Genomic DNA, 22,216 nt, shown 5'->3' with positions numbered 1-22,216 from the left:
TGAACGACGATCAATGTGTCAGAGCGGGCCTGCTCACGAATGCGGTGGGGCATTCAATACCTGTGTTGCCTGATAGACCGCTTTCGCGAGCAAGCCCGCTCCCACATTTATCCCGCGTACACCAGGGATTCACTTCCACCAATATTCGACCTGCACACCGACGTTCGACCCATGCCGTGCAGTGCCGTAGGCGCCGGTGTCGGACAGCGCCGAACCTGCCGCCAACTCATTCGCCGCACGCTTGGCCGCTTCGTTCCAGCTTGCATAGGTGTAGTACAAGCGCACCTCCGGTCGTGCCCAGAATTCAGGACCTTTGGGCGACCAGGTCGGGGCGAAGGTGAATTTGCTCAGTTTGCGCGTGCCACCCGTGGCCTCAACCTGATCATGCCCAAGCTCGGTGACCAGTTTGAATTGCTCGCTGAGTGCATACGCCGGGCGCACGCCGATGGACATCCAGGTCTGGTCCTGGCTGCCGGGACGGATGTCTTTCTGGTACACCGCCTCGACCTGCCCGCCGAAACGCGGGGTGAGCTGCCAGTCGAAAAACTCCACGGCGCGGTAGCTTTTGCTGCTCTTGTCCAGTCTCGTATCGCCGGTATAACCGAGGCCGGTGCCAGGGCCTTCGCCGTATTGCAGGGCGAATTTGTTCTTGCCACCCAGGAAAGGTTTTTGCACATGCTGCGCCGTGATCGCCCACCCACTGTTGGCGTCGCGACCGCCGGCTTTGTCGATGTAGCTCAAGCCGAACTCCAGTTCACCACCAGGGTTGGTCTTGAAGCCCGCCACGTTGAAGTCGTGACGGGTGGCGTATTCCTTCTGGTACAGGTTGTCCTTGCGCGAGAGGGCATAGCTGTATTTGAGGTCGCCGATCAATACGTCCTCGACGCCGCCACCCGTGGCGCTCTGGTTCCAGTAGTAGAAGTCGGAGATGTGGATGTCGTTACGTTTGTAGTAACGCCGCCCCGCCCACAGCGAGCCGCCATTGAGGCTGGGCAAGTTGGACCACTGCGCATACATCTGCGGCATGCGCGCCGAACCATTGTCTTCGCCCTGGAATTTCAGGGCACGGTCGTACTTGTTGTAGAGAGACGCCATCGCATCGACGCTAAGCACCGAGCCGTCATCAAGGGTGAGCACATCCTGGCGCAATTCGAGCTCGGCGTACTGCTCGCATTCGTTCCCCAAACGGTATTTCGTTTGCGCCCCCGGCAACTGAAAGCACTGCTGTTTGCCACTGCCTGTTGAGGTGCCCGCGCCGCTGCGCAGGTAACCGGCGAACTCCAGGGCCTGAGCGGCAAATGGGGCGGTGAGACACGACGCAATGAGGCCCAGCTTTATTGTTGTTTTCATGAAGCACTCCACTATTTTTATTATGTTTTTTGCAGCGCCCCTGCACTCCCATACAGGGGTTCCAGCGGGTCTCACTCCTTGAGGTGCAGCACAAACGATTCATAAGGGCGTAACGCCACCCTGCTCGAACGCGGCGGGCAGTCGGGGTAGTTGCTGATCAGCAGGCGTTGCTCAGTCGCTGTGCCGATGACACCTTCCGGCAATAGGACTTCGCAGCTTTCGCCATAGAAATTGTTGAGTACCAGCAAGCGCTCGCCCTGGCCTTCGCGCACGTAGGCCCAGACTTGCGGGTGGTCTTGCAACAGTGGGCGGTAAACGCCTTCTTGAATCAGCGGCTCGTGGCGACGCAGAGCGATCAGCGCACGGTAGTGATGCAGCACCGAATCCGGGTCATCCAATTGGCTGGCAACGTTGATCTGCGCCGCATTGGCCGGAATGCCGATCCAGGGTTCACCCGTGCTGAAACCGGCATTCGCCTCCTGATTCCACTGCATTGGTGTGCGCCCGTTGTCACGGGACTTCTGCATGATCGCCGCCATGCTCGATGCCTCGGACTCACCGGCATCACGCTTGAGTCGGAAGATGTTCAGGGTCTCCACATCGCGATACTGCGAGATGCTGTCGAAGCCCGGATTGGTCATGCCCAGTTCTTCGCCCTGGTACACAAACGGCGTGCCCTGCAGGAAGTGCAACGCGGTACCGAGCATCTTGGCCGAGACCACGCGGTGCTCGCCGTCATCACCAAAACGCGAGACCACTCGCGGCTGGTCATGGTTACACCAGAACAGCGCATTCCAGCCGCCACCGGCCTGCATACCCAGTTGCCAGTCGGAAAAGATCTGCTTGAGTTGCAGGAAATCGAAGTCGGCCTTCACCCACTTCTGCAAATTCGGATAATCGACTTTCAGGTGATGAAAGTTGAAAGTCATCGACAGTTCTTTCGACTCTGGCCGCGAGTAGCGGATGCAGTGTTCAAGGCTGGTGGACGACATCTCGCCGACATTGATCAGTGCATGCCCTTCGAAGACTTCGCGGTGCATTTCCTGCAGGTATTCGTGCACGTTGGGGCCGTCGGTGTAGAAGCGCCGGCCATCGCTGGTGTCTTCGGGAAAATCGGCGGGCTTGGAAATCAGGTTGATCACGTCCAGGCGGAAACCGCCCACGCCTTTGTCGCGCCAGAAGCGCATCAGCTTGTACACCTCGGCGCGCACGTTGGGGTTATCCCAATTGAGGTCGGCCTGGGTGTGGTCGAACAGGTGCAGGAAGTACTGGCCGGTTTGCGCTTCGTACTCCCAGGCCGAGCCGCCGAACTTGGATTCCCAGTTGTTCGGTTGGTCGCGCCAGATGTAGAAGTCGCGGTATGGGTTGTCGAGACTGCTGCGCGCTTGCTGGAACCACTCATGTTCGATGGAGGTGTGGTTGACCACAATATCCAGCATCAGCTTGATGCCGCGCTTGGCCGCTTCGCTGATCAGCAGGTCGCAGTCGGCCATGGTGCCGTAGCTGGGATCGATGGCGTAGTAGTCGCTGATGTCGTAGCCGTTGTCGCGTTGCGGCGAACGCAGGAACGGCGTGATCCACAGGCAATCCACACCCAGCCATTTGAGGTAGTCGAGTTTGTCCACGATGCCCAGCAGGTCACCGGTGGCGTTACCCGCGTGGCTGTGGAAGCTTTTGGGGTAGATCTGGTAGATCACCGAGTGCTGCCAGTCTTGCATGGGGACTCCTTCAGTAAGTTGTGTGCTGGCCCCTCGGGCCTCATCGGGAGCAAGCCCCTTCCCACTTGTGAATGCGTTCACAAATCAATATGGGAGAGGCTCGCTCCGATAGCGGTCGATCAGGCGACTCGATACCCAGGCCGGACAATCTTCATGCTCAACGCACAGGTCAGAACAAACGGCACCACAATCGCGATGACCATCCCGATCACAAACATGGCGATGGAGTGCGGCACGATCGAAATAAACCCGGGCAAGCCCCCCACGCCGATGGCCGATGCCTGCACCTTGTTCATCGACAGGAAAATGCTGCCCAACGCAGAGCCCGCAAGGGCCGCATAAAATGGAAACTTGAAGCGCAGGTTCACCCCGAACATCGCCGGTTCGGTAATGCCGAAGTAAGCGGAGATCGCCGAGGTCGACGCCATGCTTTTGTCCCGCGCATTGCGGGTCGTGTAGAACACCGCGAGCGCGGCGCTGCCCTGGGCCAGGTTGGACATCACGATCATCGGCCAGATAAAGGTGCCGCCCTGGGTGGAGATAAGCTGCAGGTCTACGGCGAGGAACATGTGGTGCATGCCGGTGATCACCAGCGGCGCGTACAACAGGCCAAAGATCGCTCCGCCTACCATCGGTGCCAGGTCAAACAGGGTGACCACACCCTCGGTGATCAGGATGCCGAGGTGGCGGGTCACCGGGCCGATGATGGCCAGGGCCAGCACCCCGGTCACGACGATGGTGGTAATCGGCACTACGAGCAGTTGAATCGCGTTGGGCACGCGTGCCCGCAGCCATTTCTCGATCACGCTCATCACATACGCCGCCATCAGGATCGGCAGGATCTGCCCCTGATAACCGACTTTTTCGATCTTGAACCAGCCGAAAATATCGAAGTACGGCAGGCTCTGGCCATCGAGCCCGGCCACGGCCTTGCCGTAATTCCAGGCGTTGAGCAGATCCGGGTGTACCAACATCAGGCCGAGCACAATGCCGAGGATCTCACTGCCGCCAAAGCGCTTGGCCGCCGACCAGCCCACCAGCGCCGGCAGGAACACGAACGAGGTGTTGGCCATCAGGTTGATCAGGCTCCACAGGCCATCCAGGTTCGGATAGGCCTCCAGCAGCGTCTTGCCCTCGATGAACATGCCCTTGGCGCCCATCAGGTTGTTCACACCCATCAGCAGGCCGGCGATGATCAAGGCGGGCAGGATCGGCATGAACACATCGGAGAAGACCCGCACCAGGCGCTGCATGGCGTTGGTCTTGTCGGCGCCCTTCTTCTTCACATCCGCGATGGTGGCGGCGGCCAGCCCGGTTTGCTCGCGCAATGCGGCGTAGACCTTTTCCACTTCACCGGGGCCGATCACCACCTGGAACAGGCCGCCGGTGAAAAACGAGCCCTTGACCAGGTCGACCTGGTTCAACGCGCTGCCGTTGACCCGGCTGGGGTCCTTGAGCGCCAGACGCAGGCGGGTCACGCAGTGGGCAGCTTGCTCAAGGTTGTCGCTGCCCCCGAGGTTCTCGAGAATCTCGCGGGCAATCGTCGAATAGTCGTGGCTCATGCTTGGTTTCCACTTTGATTTTTTTATTTGGGGGCAGTCATTGGCAGCACGCCGAGGGCAAAAGTACTCGTCTGTACGAGTTAAAGCAACAACTCGTCTGTACGAGTTACAAATTGTTTACTTTTCCGAACCCTGAGTCGGACATTTCTGTTCTTGCTCCGGCATCCAATGGACAAACCCCACCTCTGCCACTAAGGTTCCTGCCTGAACGCGCAGTCACCTTCATCCGTCGGGCACAGAGCCATCTCCATGAGCAAATACAACCAGATCTATACGGATCTGCTTGCCAGCATCACCACCGAACGCCTGCAACGCGGCACGCGCCTTCCCTCCGAAACCGAACTGATGGACAGCTACCAGGCCAGCCGCGGCACCGTGCGCCGCGCCATCGAGCAGCTTCAGGAACGTGGTTTTGCACAAAAAATCCACGGCAAGGGCACCTTCGTGCTGTCGCCCAACCCGATCGAGTTCCAACTGGGTGGTATCGTCAGCTTCCACGAAACCCACGCCGACCTGGGCGATGACGTACGCACTGAAGTCGTCGAATTCACCCAGTTGCCCCTGGAAGGCTCACTGCTGCAACACATCGAAGCAGAACCCGGCACCCTGATCACCCGCATCAAACGGGTACGGCGCATCGGCGGCAAACGCGTGATCCTCGACATCAACCACTTCGTCGCTGACGTGATCCCGGGGCTGGACCGCGCTATCGCCGAACAGTCGATCTACGCGTTTATCGAACAGACCTTACAACTGCAAATTGCCTACGCCCAACGCACCATCGAAGCCCTGCCGCGCAGCAAGGACGACCAGGCACACCTCGACCTAGACGGCCAGAGCCATGTGATCGTGGTGAGTAACCAGACGTTTTTGCAGGACGGGCGGCAGTTCGAGTACACCGAGTCGCGGCATACGTTGGATAAGTTTTACTTTTCGGATATTGCGCGTCGTTGAAAGGTACGCGCAGGGTTGGGGGCTAGAGGCTTGAGAGCCGCGCCTCTTAATCGATGGTGTAGCCCCGCCGCTGATCAAACGCCTGATATTTTCGGGAGATCGCAGGATCGTCTGAACACCCCTCGACAGTGTCCGTCGTCACTAAGCCATTCAGGCCGCGGACGGAATGAATAGCGGCTCCTTGAATGGGTCAAACACGCTGCTTTTCCCTCAAATAGTTGGTGAGCAGGTGAACCGCTTCCAGACCGGTGACTTTTTTCTCTTTCTTCAGCGCGATGACCAAGTTCTCTATGACGTCTGTGCGAACATCATCTCCCGCCAGACGGGAAACATTTTCTGCCCACTCATCTGCGTAAGTCCTGATATAAGCGACCTGGCACGAGTCCGCCAGATCCATCACATAACGCCTTAGTCCAGACTCAGGAATGATCAACGCACCCGTTTTCGGATGACGCCGTACCGAGCTTTTCGGTTTCCGGGGAGAGGCGAGTTCATTGACATAAACCACCGACCGTCCCCCGAGCGATAACTTGCGTCGAATTCGGCGGCTACCTTTCACACAGATCTTTGCGTTTTTTGACACGACTGAACGCCCCGATCCGGATTTGGCGACTTGCACAGACGCACTAACACCCAGCCGCTGAAACACCTCAACAGCGAGTGTTTCAAGGTCAGCTACAGGAGTGACAACGCCTGTATCAGGGTGACGCGAAGCTTTCGCGTAGATGCCAATGCCCATGCGGACGATCACGCCTTTGCGCATTAGCTCATCCAACGCAACAGAAACCTGTGAATGCCCGCCAAGCGCAGCAACATCCATGCGCAGGATCACGTTTTCCAGCATGCCATCAATGGCACTCTGCATACGCTCTTCCAGCTTCATGTACGGGCCTCCAAGATTGCGACCGCTCACAGTGAGCAATGGCATCAGCGTGTTAATTAAATCAGAAGCAATAAGGTAGCGTTGCTTCATTCCGATTATGGGCAAGCCCAGGAAACTCTCCAACCCTTGCCGGCTTGAGGTAGAGTTTGTACGGGTGTCAGCTGGAAAGAAAGCACGTGAATATTCCAAACAAATGGCGTGGACAATACCCCCATGCACTCGTCGAGCAGCAAGCCATCGGCGAGTCGCGTGCAGATGTCTTTCGCCTGCGCCAGGACGACGGCACGGATCTGTTCCTGAAGTCCGAGCCCCTTGAGGAACACGGTGAGCTGGCAGATGAAATCAAGCGGCTTCGCTGGCTGCGGCAGGTTGATCTGCCTGCGCCTGTGGTCCTGGATGAAGTGCAAGACGACCATCGCCATTGGCTACTGATGACCACCGTACCGGGACAGGACCTGGCCAGCGCCAGCGAGCTTTCTGCCGCGCAGGTCATCAACCTACTGGCGACGGCGCTGCGTACATTGCATCAAGTTCCTATCGCACGCTGCCCCTTCGACCATTCACTTGAGCAACGCATCGCACGCGCCCAGGCACATGTCAGCGCGGGGCGGGTGGACGAGTCGGACTTCGACGACGAGCGACTGGGGCAAAGTGCTGAAGACGTGTTTGCCGAACTGTTGTCGACTCAGCCAGAGCCCCATGATCGGGTCGTCACCCACGGCGACGCCTGTCTGCCGAACTTCATGGCGGCAGAGGGTCACTTCAGCGGCTTCATCGACTGCGGTCGGCTGGGGATCAGTGACCGTTATCAAGACCTTGCCCTGGCAGCGCGGAGTATTCAGCGCAACCTGGGGCAGGCATGGGTTAAACCCTTTTTTGAGGTTTATGGTGTGGAACCCGATGAGCAGCGGATCAAGTTCTATTGTTTGTTGGATGAGTTTTTCTGACGCCGAGTGCACCCTCGATACCCACCTCTAACAGGTAAGAGACAGGCAGGGCGCAAAGCAACCCTGTGGTGAGGGAGCTTGCTCCCGCTGGGTCGCGAAGCGGCCCCCTTCTTCCGGCGAAGCAGCTTGTTACTGTTGAGAGACGCTGCGACCTGACAAACAGATTCAACCTTTCGTAGAATGCCCTCGTGGCTATGGAACACCTTCCTTCTAACCTCCGATGACCTAGGGGTTTCGCTCTCCACACTGCGCCTGCTGCTTGCAGGCGTTTTTACATCAGCTGTAGCAAGACGCTACAACTCGTCCACGACGGCGCTAAGGGAGTAAATCAAGCATGAATCAGGGGTTGTTCCTGCGTCGCCGTAGCAAAGTTCACGTCCCGATGGGCACTGGCGGTGCCACGCGCGCTCAGGTCGCGTCGGCTGTCCGGGAAGTCGCGGCGTTCCGATGTGTATTGTCAGAGTCTCTGATTGAGCAAATCGGCAAGTTATCAGCAACAGAACTCAAGTACTGGCTGCGGGAAATTGTTGGCGTCCTTCGGCGGGAAACGGGCGCTCATGTACACCACAGGCCCTTTTACCCTGACTTTCCAGAGCAGGTCCTGACAGCCTCAGAGGCGGAGTTGTACCTTAACGCCGTCATTCACTACCTCACGCTTCTACGGTTACCACCGACCGAACACGCTCGACCTGCGATGCTTGAAGGCAACTTCATATCCCGCGTTATCGAACCGGGAAGTGTCTCTGAGTTCGAGTCACTCCTTGAACCGCTGATATCATCGCGCACCTCGCTCTCAGAAGAGGAAACTGCCGATGTCATCTGGTTTATCCGAGAGTACAAAAGCGATGTGTTCCGACTGCTGCCTGAGTCCGTACCGTTTCGGGAGATCCGTGCACAGGTTGGCAGCGCACTTATCCTGCATGTAGCCGGTGATGCACGGGTTGAGGCATTTCTGGAGCGAAACGTCGATACGGCAACTGACGTGCTACGACTCGCGGTCGCGCTGAATGGAGGAGACGTGTCACTGGCGACAGCGTCGACACGTTTCACTGCGATGAAGCGTTCGATGCGCCGCCTGCTGTTGCGCCTGCTCGACCGCATCCCCAACGCTGCAGAAGACGTGATGCGGCAGGCTGAGCGATGGAAACGACTGGCTGAAGTACTGCATCCGGGCGACTACGCCGACAACTACCCTCGAGCGCTCGCCGCAATCACGGCAGCACGTCGCAACGAAGCACCAGATTCATTTGCATCACGCGTCGAAAAATTGCTTGCCCAGCGTCATATCGCCACGCTTATACCGATACTCCAAAGCCGTCCTGGCGAGTTTGCACGACGGCTGGACGTGACCCTGCGGCGCACGACTGAACCCGAATCGGTTCTCGATGCGTTCGAGGTGGTTGCACCACAAGTGTCCTCTCCTGTCTTGCTGCAACTACTGGCCCAGGTACGGGCACCGCGCCCCCTTCCCCTGCGAACCTTCATACCGAAAGGTGCATTTGCCAAAGTCTATGGCATAAAGGACCGACGCGAACCTATCGCCCCCGACGTGTTGGCACGTACAGCCAGAATCTGCGAGGACGCTCTCGTATCGCGTTTTACGTCGCTACCGCCACTGGGCCGTTGTTTCATCGATCCAGCATTACGCGAATACAAGGTGCCGCTGGCGCAGCGAGCCTCATCGAAGTCGTTGAGAACGCTGGTGCGGGGTAGTCGCTTGCCTATGCCTGACACGCGCTTCATTCGCCTGTTCTTATGGTGGAAGAACGGCCGTGGACGCACCGACATCGACTTGTCCGCAGCATTTTTCGACGCCAATTTTGTATTCATAGAATCGGTCGCGTACTACAACCTGAAGGCTTTCGGCGGCTACCACAGCGGCGACATCGTCGACGCGCCCGACGGAGCTTCAGAGTTCATCGACCTCGACCTCGATATCCTCGTCAAGAAGGGTATCCGCTACGTCGTTACGTCTATCAACTCATTCACCGAGCAGCCGTACTGCGATCTTCCTGAATGCTTCGCTGGCTGGATGGCGCGCGCCGACACTGCGTCGGGTGAAGTATTCGAGCCGCGCTCCGTGTTCGATCGCATCGATATCGCATCCGACACAGTGATCTGTCTGCCATTCGTGATGGACTTGCAGGAGCGCCACACGATTTGGGCCGACTTGGGGCTCACTTCATCTCCGCGATGGAACAACGTCGGAAACAACCTCAGCGGGGTTTCGTTAATGCTGCGAGCATTGGTACATACGCCAAGACCGGACTTGGAGACTCTGTTCGATTTGCATGTTCGAGCACGGGGAGAACGAGTGCCTTCACCGCAGCAAGCACAGTCGGTGTTTGCGCCTGATCAAGGGATCACACCATTCGATACGGATTTGATTCGATCACAGTTTCTCTAATACTTACACTAGCCTTTGTCGCTCATTGAAACGACGGTTTTTGCTTCGGAGCTTTCTGCCCAAAAACAAAAATGCCAGTCAGCAAAACTGACTGGCATTGGCTAGGCCCTTCCTGCGCTAATCGGGGTCTAGCGCCGCACTCTAATCAGTGCAGGGTGCCCAATCACTCCCACTCAATCGTCGCCGGCGGCTTGCTCGACACGTCATAAGTAACGCGCGAAATGCCTTCGATCTCATTGATGATACGGCCGCTGACAGTTTCCAGCAGTTCGTACGGCAGGTGTGCCCAGCGGGCGGTCATGAAGTCGATGGTTTCTACGGCACGCAGGGCCACGACCCATGCGTAGCGACGGCCATCGCCTACGACGCCAACGGATTTCACCGGTTGGAACACCACGAATGCCTGGCTGACTTTGTGATACCAGTCGGCCTTGCGCAGTTCTTCGATGAAGATGTGGTCGGCACGACGCAGCAAGTCGGCGTATTCCTTCTTCACTTCACCCAGGATGCGCACGCCCAGGCCCGGGCCCGGGAATGGGTGGCGGTAGACCATGTCGTACGGCAGGCCCAGTTCCAGGCCCAGACGGCGGACTTCGTCCTTGAACAGTTCGCGCAACGGCTCTACCAGCTTGAGGTTCATTTCCTCAGGCAGGCCACCCACGTTGTGGTGGGACTTGATCACGTGGGCCTTGCCGCTCTTGGCGCCGGCCGACTCGATCACGTCAGGGTAGATGGTGCCTTGGGCCAGGTACTTGATGTTGTCCAGTTTGTTGGACTCGGCATCGAATACGTCGATGAAGGTACGACCGATGATCTTGCGTTTCTTCTCCGGGTCGGACTCGCCGGCCAGGTTGTTCAGGAACTGCTCTTCGGCGTTGGCACGGATCACCTTGACGCCCATGTTCTCGGCGAACATGGCCATCACTTGCTCGCCTTCATGCAGGCGCAGCAGGCCGTTATCGACGAATACACAGGTCAACTGGTCGCCGATGGCTTTGTGCAGCAGTGCTGCAACCACGGAGGAGTCAACGCCGCCGGACAGGCCGAGCAGCACGTTGTCGGTGCCGACCTGGGCACGCACCTGGGCAATGGCGTCCTCAGCGATTTTCGACGGTGTCCACAGGGCTTCACACTCGCAGATGTCGAGGATGAAGCGCGACAGGATGCGGCCGCCTTGCTTGGTGTGGGTCACTTCCGGGTGGAACTGCACGCCGTAGTAACGACGCTCGTCGCTGAACATGCCGGCAATCGGGCAGCTCGGGGTGCTGGCCAGGATGTGGAAGTCTTCCGGCATCCGGGTGACTTTGTCACCGTGGCTCATCCACACATCAAGGCCGAACAGGCCATCGGCGTCGATGTGATCTTCGATACCGTCCAGCAGGCGGCTCTTGCCGACCACGTCCACACGGGCATAACCGAATTCACGCAACTCGGAACCTTCAACCTTGCCGCCCAGTTGCTCGGCCATGGTCTGCATGCCGTAGCAGATACCGAAGACCGGCACGCCCAAGTCGAATACCGCTTGCGGGCAGCGCGGGCTGTTGGCTTCGTGCACGGACTCGGGGCCGCCGGCGAGGATGACACCTTTAGGGGCGAATTCGCGGATCGCTGCGTCGTCCATGTCGAACGGATGCAGTTCGCAGTACACGCCGATTTCACGCACGCGGCGGGCGATCAGTTGGGTGTACTGGGAACCGAAGTCGAGGATCAGGATGCGGTGGGCGTGAATGTCGAGGGCCATGAGAGAAACTCTGAAGAGCAGTTGCAAGCTTCAAGCTGCAAGCTGCAAGTAATCGGAAGCCGCGCGGTAGCTGTACGAATACAGCCCCGCTTGCAGCTTATAACTTGAGGCTTATAGCTGTCGGCATCAGCCGACCCGGTAGTTTGGCGCTTCCTTGGTGATCTGCACGTCGTGGACATGGGATTCAGCCATGCCGGCGCCGGTGATCCGTACGAACTCCGGCTTGGTGCGCATTTCTTCGATGTTGGCGCTACCGGTATAGCCCATCGAGGAACGCAGGCCACCCATCAACTGATGGATGATGGCGCTCAGAGGGCCTTTGTACGGCACACGGCCTTCGATACCTTCCGGTACGAGCTTCTCGGCACCTGCCGAGGAGTCCTGGAAGTAACGGTCGGAAGAACCTTGTGCCTGGGACATGGCGCCCAGCGAACCCATGCCACGGTAAGCCTTGTACGAACGCCCCTGGAACAGCTCAACCTCACCCGGTGCTTCTTCGGTACCGGCGAACATCGAGCCCATCATCACGCAGGAGGCACCGGCAACGATGGCCTTGGACAGGTCACCGGAGAAACGGATGCCGCCGTCGGCGATCAACGGCACACCAGTGCCTTCAAGGGCAGCGGCGACGTTGGCGATGGCGCTGATTTGCGGCACGCCGACACCGGCGACGATACGGGTGGTGCAGATCGAGCCAGGGCCGATACCGACCTTGACGGCGTCGGCGCCGGCTTCGGCCAGGGCCTTGGCGGCTGCGCCGGTAGCGATGTTGCCACCGATCACCTGCACGTCAGGGAAGTTCTCCTTGACCCAACGCACACGGTCGATCACGCCTTTGGAGTGACCGTGGGCCGTGTCGACCACCACCACGTCAACACCGGCAGCAACCAGGGCCGAAACGCGGTCGCCGGTGTCTTTACCGGTACCGACGGCGGCGCCGACGCGCAGACGACCTTGGTCATCCTTGCTGGCCAGCGGGTAAGCCTTGGCTTTTTCGATGTCGTTGACGGTCATCATGCCTTTGAGGGTGAATTTGTCGTCGACGATCAGCACGCGCTCGATGCGGTGCTTGTGCAGCAGTTCGCGCACATCGTTCTTGTCGGCGCCTTCCTTGACCGTGACCAGACGCTCTTTAGGCGTCATCACTTCGCGGACGGTGACTTCAAGGCGGTTTTCGAAACGCACGTCACGGGAAGTGACGATACCGACCAGGTCGCCATCGTGCAGCACCGGAACACCGGAGATGTTGTGCAGGCGAGTCAGATCGAACAAGTCACGCACGGTGGCGTCGGCTTCGATGGTGATTGGATCCTTCACCACACCGGCTTCGTAACGCTTGACCTTGCGCACTTCGGCAGCTTGCTGCTCGATGGTCATGTTCTTGTGGATGATGCCAATGCCGCCTTCCTGAGCCATGGCGATGGCCAGACGGGCTTCAGTGACGGTGTCCATGGCAGCGGAAATCAGAGGAATATTCAGCTCGATGCCACGGGTTAGGCGGGTCTTGAGACTGACTTCGTTAGGAAGCACCTCGGAATAACCAGGCACTAGGAGAATGTCGTCGAATGTCAGAGCTTCTTGGCTGATACGCAGCATCGCGGGGGCTCCCGAGCGGGAAAATGGAAGCGCGCCATTATATACACGCACCCTGCCGGGCTCAATGTAAAACTCTGACAAACTTGGTAATACTGATAGATGGGTAAAACCTGGCGCTTTTCTGCAGGAGCGAGCTTGCTCACGAAGAACGCCAGGGCACCACGTTCAAACCGGACAGCCCGGTTTATCGTTGGCGATTTTCGCGAGCAAGCTCGCTCCCACAGGGGTCGGGTTACAAGCCTACAGTTCGACTTTGACCCAGCTCATCTTCTGGTCCAACCAATCGGCAAATTCGTCGATAAAGCTCTGCTTGAACCCGGCCTCCGCCCAATTGTTGAAAATGAATCCCAGGTTGGAAAACCCGCATTCCTGCAGGAACAGAAAACCGTTGATGTCATCTTCATGCCCACACAGCGGGCAGGTGAAGTTGTCAGTGTGGCCAGGCATCCAGTCTTCCAGGCTTTCAAACAGCGCTTCGCCGACTTCCTTGAGGCATTCCGGGCACCCGGCTTCTTCGAGAAAGCCCTTGGCCGGCGTATAGATGCAACGCTTGTAGATGATCTCCAGGCCGTTGACCGGCTCGTTGAACGGCAGCGCCTCGGGATGCAGCACCACGGCCCGGGCGCCATCTGCAAGCGCGTAGGCCATGCGGTTGCCGGTGCGGCCGCAGGTGGTCAGCTCTTCCTTGATGATGTTCTTGCGCACCAGCCAGCGCACGATCGCCCGAGCGCGGGGTTCGTGGACGGGCAAGGTGGAGATTTTCGGGACAAGGATGCTTTGGGAGTTCATGAGAGTCCTGCGGTGTGCCGTCTGACGCCTTCGCGAGCAGCACGCCCCCACATTTGAAGTCTTCACAAATCAAATGTGGCGGCAGGCTTGCTCGCGAAGAGGCCCTGAAGGCTGGCAGCTTAATCCCTGAAGAAATCAGGTCAAGTGCTCAGATACCGCCCGATCAACGCAATGCCGCTGGCCAGCACCAGCCACGTCACCAATCGCACAAAGGCTTCACGGGACATGCGCATCGTCAGTCTGCGCCCACACCACAGCCCGAGGGCCATTGCCGGCAACAGGCACAGCGCTAGCATCAACAACGGCAAGTCGGCATACACCCCGGCGATCAGGAACAGGCTCAGGCGCACCACCGTGCTGCAACTGATCAACGCGCTTTGCGTAGCGCGAGCAGCGTCCTTGGGCAACCGACTGTTCAAGTACATCGCGTATAAAAAGCCACCACTGCCGAACAATGCGCCAAACAAGCCGCCAACGGTGCGCATGGGAATCGACCAGCCCGCCGCCAGTTGCGTCGGCCGCGCCTTTACCGCCAGGCTGTAAATCGCATAGGCACTGATAAACAGCCCCATCAACAGCAACAACAGATCCGAATGCAGATTGAGCAAAAACACCACACCGAGTGTGCATCCCACCGCCATGCACGGCAGCAAACGCAATAGCTCAGGCTTATTCACGTCACGCCGCGACTGCAGCAGATTGCCAAATGCGGCGACGAAGTCCAGCAACACCAGCAGCGGGATGATCTTCGACAGCGGCATGAACATAATCAGGATCGGCCCCGCCACCAATGCCGTACCAAAGCCGGCAATACCAAAGACGATATAGGCCACGGCCACGCCCAGGCCGATCACCAGCCACTCCATACCGCCAAACGACCACTGACTCATCAGCTCAACCGGGCTCATGGGCTTATTCCTTGAAAAGATGGCCATCACTTTAGCCACGGGCGAGGGATGCGACTAATATCTTCAACGCTCTCCAGCCATCTCGAAAAGGCATGACGCGTGATCTCTACCCGCCAGTTGCGTTACTTCGTCGAAATCGCCGACAGCGGCAGCTTCAGCGCGGCCGCAGAACGCTTGTTTGTCGCACAATCGGCCCTGAGTCGACAGATCAAGGCGCTGGAGACCCAGCTGCAAACCCCGCTGTTCGAGCGCACCGCACGCCAGCCGCGACTCACCGCCGCCGGTGAAGCCTTCTATCCACGGGCGCGAAATCTGCTGAGTGAGCTGCTCAAGGCCAGCGAGATGGCGACGCAAGTGGGCCACGGCCAACTGGGTACCCTGCGCCTGAGCCACTCAAGCACCGTGCCGATGAGCGGCCCGTTGCTGCAAGGCATCAGTACCTGGCTGGAGCGCTGCCCCGGAGTGTCGGTGGATATCGCCAAACTCTCCTCCGAAGCGCAACTGGAGGAAATCGCCGAGGGTCGCCTGGACGTCGGGCTGTTACGCCTGCCAGCACTGCGCCAACGTGAAGGCGTATGCATAGAGCCTTTATATAGCGAGCAATTGTTGCTGGCGGTGCCGCCAACCCATCCACTGGCACGCACTGACAGGCCGATTGAATCGGCGCAGCTCAAGGATGAAGCGTTTATCTCGATCCCCCATCCCCAACGTGGTGGCCTGAGTTATCTGTCGGCGGAACTGTGCATGCGCGCGGGATTTTTCCCCAAGGCGGCGCGAGTGATGTCGCGCAAGACCACCCAGCTGCAACTGATCCAGGCCGGTTTCGGTATCGCCTTGTTACCAAAATCCATGCAGGACATTGCCCCGCCCAACCTGCACTTTTTGCCCCTCGCCGACCCGGACTGCTTGAGCACCGTGGCCCTGGCCTGCGCGCACACGCCCAACGCGCTGGTGGCGCAATTCTGCCAAACCCTGCGCGAATGCCTATAAACTGCCGCCATGATTAAAGATCCCTTTGCCCGTTTGGGCCTGGACCGTGAAGTCCTGACTGTCAGCCAGCTCAACGGCCGCGCGCGGGTGTTGCTGGAAGACGTGTTCACCAATATCTGGGTTGAAGGCGAGATATCCAACCTCGCCCGCCCAGCCTCCGGCCACGTGTACTTCACCCTCAAGGACAGTGGCGCCCAGGTCCGTTGCGCGCTGTTTCGCAACAATGCCGCACGGGTGCGCCAAGCCTTGAAGGACGGCCTGGCGGTGAAGGTACGTGGCAAGGTCTCGCTGTTCGAGGGCCGTGGCGACTACCAGTTGATCCTTGATACCGTTGAGCCTGCCGGCGATGGCGCTCTGCGCCTGGCGTTCGATGCCTTGAAGGAAAAACTCAGTGCCGAGGGCCTGTTCAGTGCCGAACGCAAAGTGCCGCTGCCGGCCCACCCTCGACGCATTGGCATCATCAGCTCGCCGACCGGCGCGGTGATCCGCGACATCATCAGTGTGTTCGGCCGCCGGGCACCAAACGTCGAACTGACACTGATCCCGACCGCCGTGCAAGGTCGCGAAGCAATTCCGCAAATTGTGCGCGCGCTGAAACTCGCCGACGCCCGGGGTTTTGACGCATTGATCCTGGCCCGAGGCGGAGGCTCGCTGGAAGACCTCTGGTGCTTCAACGAGGAGGCCGTAGCCCGCGCAATCGATGCCTGTGTAACGCCCATTGTCAGCGCGGTCGGCCATGAAACAGACGTGTCCATCAGCGACTTCGTGGCCGATGTGCGCGCCCCTACCCCCTCCGCCGCCGCTGAATTACTGGCGCCGGACGCCAGCCATCTGGTGCGCCAGGTAGAAAACCTGCATCGCCGCCTGGTGATGCTGATGCGCAACCGCCTGAGCCACGACCGCCTGCGCCTGGAGGGTTTGGCACGCCGCCTGCGCCATCCCGGTGAACGTTTGCGCCAGCAAGCCCAGCGCCTGGATGACTTGGACATGCGCCTGCGCCGCGCGTTCGAACGCAGCCTCAATACCCGTCGCGAACGCCTGATTCGCCTGGAAACCCGCCTGGCCGGCCAACATCCCGGACGCCAACTGGCCTTGTTGCGCCAACGCCTGGATAGCCTCGCCGAACGCCTGCCCCGCGCCATGCGCGAAGGCCTGAAGGCGCGCCGCCTGCAACTGCAAAGCCAGGTGCAGACGCTGCAGGTGGTCAGCCCGCTGGCAACCCTGGGCCGCGGTTATAGCATCCTGCTGGATGAACGCGGCCAGGCCATCCGCAACGCCGCGCAAACCCACACCGGCCAGCGCCTGACCGCTCGCCTCGGTGAAGGCGAACTGCAGGTGCGGGTTGAAGACAACCACCTGACCCCCGTCACTCTTTCGTTACTGGATTGATCAATGCCACGCTTATTCAGCCTGTTGATGCTGCTGTGCCTTGCCTTTAATGCCCATGCGGACAGCTACATCACCCGTACCTTGAACAAACCGGTGCCCGGCGGCGTTGCCGTGGTCGATCTCGGCCCATCGGCGATGGCCCCCAAAGCCACGTATCAGGGCAAACCGGTGCTGGTGGTCAAGGAGCAGGACAACTGGCTGGCGATTGTCGGCATTCCACTGACGGTTAAACCGGGAAACGAGCGCATCAACAGCGGCGGGCGCAATCTGCCATTTATCGTCGGTTACAAGAAATACCCGGAACAACGCATCACCTTGAAAAACAAAAGCCAGGTCAACCCCGATCCGGCGCAACTCAAGCGTATCGAGGGCGAGTTGGCGGTGCAGATCAAGGCATACCGCACCTTCAGCCCCAACGTGCCGAGCAACCTGGTGCTGGATAAACCGGTGAACGGACCGCTGTCGAGCAAGTTCGGCGTGCGCCGCTTCTTCAATGGCGAGGAGCGTAACCCTCATTCCGGCCTGGACTTTGCCGTCGGTGCCGGCACCCCGATCAAAACCCCTGCGGCTGGGAAAGTGGTCCTGACCGGCAACTACTTCTTCAACGGCAACACCGTGTTTGTCGACCATGGCCAAGGCTTTATCAGCATGTTTTGCCATATGTCGAAGATCGACGTGAAAGTGGGCGATCAACTGGCACGCGGCGCGGTGGTCGGCAAGGTCGGCTCTACAGGCCGTGCGACCGGGCCGCATATGCATTGGAACGTCAGCCTCAATGATGCGCGAGTGGACCCGGCGATCTTTATCGGCGCGTTCCAACCCTGATAGACTCGATTGCGCGCCTGCCAATGGGCGCGCAATAAAAACCAGACACCACACACTTAACGACCATAAAATCTCGTTTTTTACGCCAATAGCAGAACTTCTCTCAATTTTTTTCGACTGCTTGCCATCTTTCACCTCGGCGGTTAGGGTTGAGCTTATGAAAACCTCTCACACCCTCATTCAGCTCCGCCAGCACCGCAGCCTGTGCCTTGTCAGCGCACGACTGCCAGGCTGAATCGATCTGCCTCGTCCCCGGTTTTATCCCTAATAAACGCTTTCCGGCAGGCCGCCTCTTCTCGGCCCTACAACAAGGATTCTTCTGATGAGCATGCTCAAAGACCCATCTTCCAAGTACCGCGCCTTCCCGACTATCGATATCCCGGACCGCACCTGGCCTTCGAAAACCATCACCACCGCGCCGATCTGGTGCAGTTCCGACCTGCGTGATGGCAACCAGTCGCTGATCGAGCCAATGGACGCGGTTAAAAAGCTGCGCTTCTGGAAGACCCTGGTGGCTGTCGGCGTGAAGGAAATCGAAGCCTCGTTCCCGGCAGCTTCGCAAACCGACTTCGACTTTGTACGCACCCTGATCGAAGACAACCACATCCCCGAGGACACCACTATCCAGGTGCTGACCCAGGGCCGTGAAGACCTGATTGCACGGACTTTCGAATCCCTGCGCGGCGCCAAGAAAGCCATCGTGCACCTGTACAACGCCACGTCGCCGTCGTTCCGTCGCATCGTGTTCAACCAGGACAAGGAAGGCATCAAGGCCATCGCGGTCAACGCCGCCAAGCTGTTCGTCAAATACGCCGCCCTGCAGCCTGAAACCCAGTGGACCTTCGAATACTCCCCGGAGACGTTCAGCGCCACCGAGCTGGAGTTCGCCAAGGAAGTGTGTGACGCGGTGATCGAGGTGTGGAACCCGACACCTGAGCACAAGATGATCCTCAACCTGCCGGCCACCGTTGAATGCGCCACGCCGAATATCTATGCCGACCAGATCGAATGGTTCGGTCGCCATATCAACCGTCGTGACAGCGTGATCATCAGCCTGCACACCCACAACGACCGGGGCACCGGCGTTGCCGCCACCGAGCTGGGCCTGATGGCCGGTGCCGACCGTGTCGAAGGCTGCCTGTTCGGCAACGGCGAACGTACCGGCAACGTCGACCTGGTCACCGTGGCACTGAACATGTACACCCAGGGCCTCGACCCGCAGCTGGACTTCTCCGACATCGATGGCGTGCGCAAGGTCGTCGAGGAGTGCAACCAGATCCAGGTTCATCCACGCCACCCGTACGTCGGCGACCTGGTGCACACCGCCTTCTCCGGCTCTCACCAGGACGCGATCCGCAAAGGCTTCGCCCAGCAAAAAGACGATGCGCTGTGGGAAGTGCCGTACCTGCCGATCGACCCGGCCGACATCGGCCGCAGCTACGAAGCGGTGATTCGCGTGAACAGCCAGTCGGGCAAAGGCGGCATCACCTACCTGCTGGAGCAGGAATACGACATCAGCCTGCCGCGTCGCATGCAGATCGAGTTCAGCCAAGTGGTTCAGGCTGAAACCGACCGCGTGGGCCTGGAGATGACTGCTCCGCAGATCTATGCCTTGCTGCAGCGTGAGTACCTGCAAGCCAACACCCCCTACGCGCTGGTCAGCCATCGCCTGCAGGAAGAGAACGGCAACAGTACGGTAGAAGTGGAAGTCTCCGGCAAAGGCCAAGGTGAAACCAACCTGCGCTGGCAGGGCAAGGGCTACGGCACCCTGGAAGCCCTGGTCGCCTCCCTGCCGATCAAGGTGGAGATCATGGACTACAACGAACATGCTATCGGTGCAGGTACCAATGCCAAGGCGGCGGCCTACATTGAATTGCGTGTGAATGGCGAGCGCCCGGTGCACGGTGTGGGGATTGATGAAAACATCACCACGGCGAGCTTTAAGGCGGTATTCAGTGCGCTGAACCGCTCGTTGAGCCAGCTGGAAGCGAAAGCGGCGTAAGCACTTACCGCTGACATGCAAAAGGCCCCTGGGTGAGAATCCAGGGGCCTTTTTATTTAAGAGGTGTGGTGATCGGTCTGGCCTCATCGGGAGCAATATTCCCGCCAGCAAAAATCCATCAGACCAACTGGAAAGTATCCGCATCCAGATTAGCCGGAAACCGCGTGCGATACGCCGCCAGTTCAGCCGCGTCCAGGCACACCTGGAACACCCCGTCCGCCTCCCCTGCGCTCAGCAAGGTCTCACCCTGGAAATCCAGCACCTGGCTGTCGCCGGTATAGACAAAGCCTTTGCCATCCGTACCGACCCGGTTCACCGCCGCCACATAGCACAGGTTTTCGATAGCCCGTGCAGGCAACAGCCGATTCCAATGCAGTCGCCGTGCCCCCGGCCAGTTGGCGGTGTACAGCAGCAGGTCAGTGTCATGGGCATCGCGGCTCCACACCGGGAAGCGCAGGTCGTAGCAAATCAGCGGGCGAATGCGCCAGCCCTTCAATTCGAACTGCACCTGGCGCTCGCCGGGCGTGTAGTGGTCGTGCTCGCCGGCCATTCTGAACAGGTGGCGCTTGTCGTAATGCAGCACTTCACCATCCGGACGCGCCCACAGCAGGCGATTGCGGTGGCTGCCGTCGGCCGCCTTGATGATGACGCTGCCGGTGAGCACCGCATTGTGTTTCGCCGCCTGGGCCTGCAGCCATTGATGGGTTGGCCCGTGTTCCGGCTCGGCAAGCATGGCCGATTCCATAGAAAAACCGGTGGTGAACATCTCCGGCAACACGATCAGGTCAGCCCCTGTGATCTGCTCCAGCAACAGCTCGAAATGTTCAAGGTTGGCTTGTCGGTCATGCCAGACGAGACTGGTCTGGACCAGGGCAATATTCAGATTCGGCAATGTACTCAGATCACGCATAGCTTTTCGGCCGCTTGTCGCAGCGTCTCCTCGCGTTTGGCAAAGCACAGGCGCACCAGGCGCTGGCCTTGGGGTGGGTGCTGGTAGAACACTGAGACCGGGATGGTCGCCACGCCATGTTCGCGGGTCATCCACAGTGACATGGCAACGTCATCCAGGTCCGGGCGAATCTGTGAGTAATCCACCAGTTGAAAGTAAGTGCCGGTCACCCGGGTAAAACTGAAACGCGACGGTGCGAGCAGGTCGCAGAACAGATCGCGCTTGGCCTGGTAGAACGCCGGCAGTTCGTCGACATGCTCCGGATGTTCGGCCATGAAGTCCGCCAAAGCATACTGCAGCGGCGTCACCGCGCAGAAGTTGACATATTGATGCACCTTGCGCAGTTCGGCCGTCAGGGCCGGTGGCGCGACTACGTAGCCGGTTTTCCAGCCAGTGACGTGGTAGGTCTTGCCGAAAGAACTGACCACGAACGCACGCTGGTACAGCTCTTCATGGGCCAGCACGCTGACGTGTGATACGCCATCAAATACCAGATGCTCATAAACCTCATCGCTGACCAGATAAATATCGCGGTCGCGGATCAGTTCGGCCAACTGGTCCAACTCGGCACGACTGATCAATGCGCCGGTAGGATTGTGCGGGGTATTGAGGATGATCATGCGCGTGCGCGGCGAGAGCGCAGCCTTGATCCTTTCAAAATCCAGGGCAAAGCCTTGCGGGCTCAGTTGCACATGTACGCAACGACCGCCGGCCAATTCGACGGAGGGTTCGTAGCTGTCGTAACTGGGGTCGAACACGATGACTTCATCACCGTTGCGAATCACTGTCTGGATCGCACAGAAGATCGCCTCGGTAGCACCGGGGGTGATGGTCACCTCACTGTCAGCATTGACCACGGCGCCATAACTGCGCGCGATCTTGGCTGCCACCTGCTGACGCAGCACCGGCAGACCGGTCATTGGCGCATATTGGTTGTGCCCCAGGGCGACATGCTTGCCCACCGCGTCGAGCAAACCCTGGGGGCCATTGAAGTCCGGGAAACCCTGGGACAGGTTGAGCGCGCCGGTTTCGGCGGCGAGTTGCGACATGGTGGTGAAAATGGTCGTGCCGACATTCGGCAGCTTGCTGGTGATCATGGGAGCCCCCTTCGGGTGAGCTGAAAGTTTTAAGCTGCAAGCTGCAAGTAGGTCAAGAGCCAAAATGCCAGGCACAAAAAAGGGCTCATTTAGAGCCCTTTTTTGTGCC

17 protein-coding genes are annotated in these 22,216 nt (G+C 59.1%); 7 read left to right on the top strand and 10 right to left on the bottom strand.

Going from position 1 to position 22,216, the window contains the following annotated elements; genetic code table 11:
- Window positions 1-129 precede the first annotated feature (129 nt).
- The 3 genes from EXW71_RS19350 to treP all read right to left on the bottom strand — a co-directional run bounded on the left by EXW71_RS19350 (window position 130) and on the right by treP (window position 4,630).
- On the bottom strand, window positions 130-1,350 hold the full coding sequence (locus EXW71_RS19350; protein ID WP_134660174.1) for a carbohydrate porin: 1,221 nt from the start codon (window positions 1,348-1,350) through the stop codon (window positions 130-132).
- A gap of 71 nt (window positions 1,351-1,421) precedes the next feature.
- A complete protein-coding gene (gene treC / locus EXW71_RS19345) occupies window positions 1,422-3,068 on the bottom strand; it encodes an alpha,alpha-phosphotrehalase (RefSeq protein ID WP_134660175.1) in 1,647 nt (548 codons plus the stop codon).
- 119 nt (window positions 3,069-3,187) lie between these two features.
- The gene (gene treP, locus EXW71_RS19340) at window positions 3,188-4,630 is read right to left on the bottom strand and encodes a PTS system trehalose-specific EIIBC component (RefSeq protein ID WP_123715356.1); all 1,443 of its coding nucleotides are present in this window, start codon (window positions 4,628-4,630) and stop codon (window positions 3,188-3,190) included.
- Window positions 4,631-4,879: 249 nt separating this feature from the next.
- On the opposite strand from treP, the gene treR reads away from it, so the two are divergent.
- On the top strand, window positions 4,880-5,584 hold the full coding sequence (gene treR, locus EXW71_RS19335; protein WP_134660176.1) for a trehalose operon repressor: 705 nt from the start codon (window positions 4,880-4,882) through the stop codon (window positions 5,582-5,584).
- 190 nt (window positions 5,585-5,774) lie between these two features.
- On the opposite strand, the gene EXW71_RS19325 is transcribed toward treR, so the two are convergent.
- Window positions 5,775-6,557, bottom strand: a complete 783-nt coding sequence (locus EXW71_RS19325; RefSeq protein ID WP_134660177.1) for a hypothetical protein — start codon at window positions 6,555-6,557, stop codon at window positions 5,775-5,777.
- Window positions 6,558-6,643: 86 nt separating this feature from the next.
- Here EXW71_RS19325 and EXW71_RS19320 point away from each other — a divergent pair, with 86 nt between their 5' ends.
- Together EXW71_RS19320 and EXW71_RS19315 are read left to right on the top strand one after the other, a co-directional pair.
- Window positions 6,644-7,414, top strand: a complete 771-nt coding sequence (locus EXW71_RS19320; protein ID WP_134660178.1) for an APH(3')-II family aminoglycoside O-phosphotransferase — start codon at window positions 6,644-6,646, stop codon at window positions 7,412-7,414.
- 334 nt (window positions 7,415-7,748) lie between these two features.
- The gene (locus tag EXW71_RS19315) at window positions 7,749-9,821 is read left to right on the top strand and encodes a TerD family protein (RefSeq protein ID WP_134660179.1); all 2,073 of its coding nucleotides are present in this window, start codon (window positions 7,749-7,751) and stop codon (window positions 9,819-9,821) included.
- A gap of 163 nt (window positions 9,822-9,984) precedes the next feature.
- Here EXW71_RS19315 and guaA read toward each other — a convergent pair whose 3' ends face one another.
- The 4 genes from guaA to EXW71_RS19295 form a co-directional block, all read right to left on the bottom strand.
- The gene (guaA, locus tag EXW71_RS19310) at window positions 9,985-11,562 is read right to left on the bottom strand and encodes a glutamine-hydrolyzing GMP synthase (RefSeq protein ID WP_134660180.1); all 1,578 of its coding nucleotides are present in this window, start codon (window positions 11,560-11,562) and stop codon (window positions 9,985-9,987) included.
- Between the two features lie 126 nt (window positions 11,563-11,688).
- Window positions 11,689-13,158 carry an IMP dehydrogenase gene (gene guaB / locus EXW71_RS19305; RefSeq protein ID WP_134660181.1) on the bottom strand — a complete coding sequence of 490 codons (1,470 nt, stop codon included), beginning with the start codon at window positions 13,156-13,158 and terminating at the stop codon, window positions 11,689-11,691.
- A gap of 240 nt (window positions 13,159-13,398) precedes the next feature.
- Window positions 13,399-13,947, bottom strand: coding sequence for a hypothetical protein (locus EXW71_RS19300; protein WP_058422675.1), 549 nt, complete (start codon window positions 13,945-13,947; stop codon window positions 13,399-13,401).
- Between the two features lie 140 nt (window positions 13,948-14,087).
- Window positions 14,088-14,855, bottom strand: a complete 768-nt coding sequence (locus EXW71_RS19295; RefSeq protein WP_134660182.1) for a sulfite exporter TauE/SafE family protein — start codon at window positions 14,853-14,855, stop codon at window positions 14,088-14,090.
- 99 nt (window positions 14,856-14,954) lie between these two features.
- Between EXW71_RS19295 and EXW71_RS19290 the strand changes: the two genes are divergently transcribed.
- The 4 genes from EXW71_RS19290 (at window position 14,955) to leuA (ending at window position 20,061) form a co-directional block, all read left to right on the top strand.
- Window positions 14,955-15,845, top strand: a complete 891-nt coding sequence (locus EXW71_RS19290; RefSeq protein WP_134660183.1) for a LysR family transcriptional regulator — start codon at window positions 14,955-14,957, stop codon at window positions 15,843-15,845.
- 9 nt (window positions 15,846-15,854) lie between these two features.
- Entirely contained in the window at window positions 15,855-17,234 is a 1,380-nt protein-coding gene (gene xseA, locus EXW71_RS19285; protein ID WP_123715347.1) for an exodeoxyribonuclease VII large subunit, read from the top strand.
- Between the two features lie 3 nt (window positions 17,235-17,237).
- Window positions 17,238-18,059, top strand: coding sequence for a M23 family metallopeptidase (locus tag EXW71_RS19280; protein WP_134660184.1), 822 nt, complete (start codon window positions 17,238-17,240; stop codon window positions 18,057-18,059).
- A gap of 322 nt (window positions 18,060-18,381) precedes the next feature.
- Window positions 18,382-20,061 (top strand): 2-isopropylmalate synthase, encoded by a 1,680-nt coding sequence (gene leuA, locus EXW71_RS19270; RefSeq protein ID WP_123715345.1) that lies wholly within the window; start codon window positions 18,382-18,384, stop codon window positions 20,059-20,061.
- 118 nt (window positions 20,062-20,179) lie between these two features.
- Here the strand turns inward: leuA and EXW71_RS19265 are convergent, their stop codons facing one another.
- Window positions 20,180-20,971 carry an amidohydrolase gene (locus EXW71_RS19265; protein WP_134660185.1) on the bottom strand — a complete coding sequence of 264 codons (792 nt, stop codon included), beginning with the start codon at window positions 20,969-20,971 and terminating at the stop codon, window positions 20,180-20,182.
- On the bottom strand, window positions 20,959-22,107 hold the full coding sequence (locus EXW71_RS19260; protein ID WP_123715344.1) for a pyridoxal phosphate-dependent aminotransferase: 1,149 nt from the start codon (window positions 22,105-22,107) through the stop codon (window positions 20,959-20,961). Before EXW71_RS19260 ends, EXW71_RS19265 begins: the two co-directional genes overlap by 13 nt.
- Window positions 22,108-22,216: the final 109 nt, after the last annotated feature.

Source organism: Pseudomonas sp. BCA17, from assembly GCF_004519405.1.
Taxonomy (GTDB): domain Bacteria; phylum Pseudomonadota; class Gammaproteobacteria; order Pseudomonadales; family Pseudomonadaceae; genus Aquipseudomonas.
Note: the sequence above shows the minus strand (reverse complement) of the source record. Positions and strands in the feature narration are given on the sequence as shown.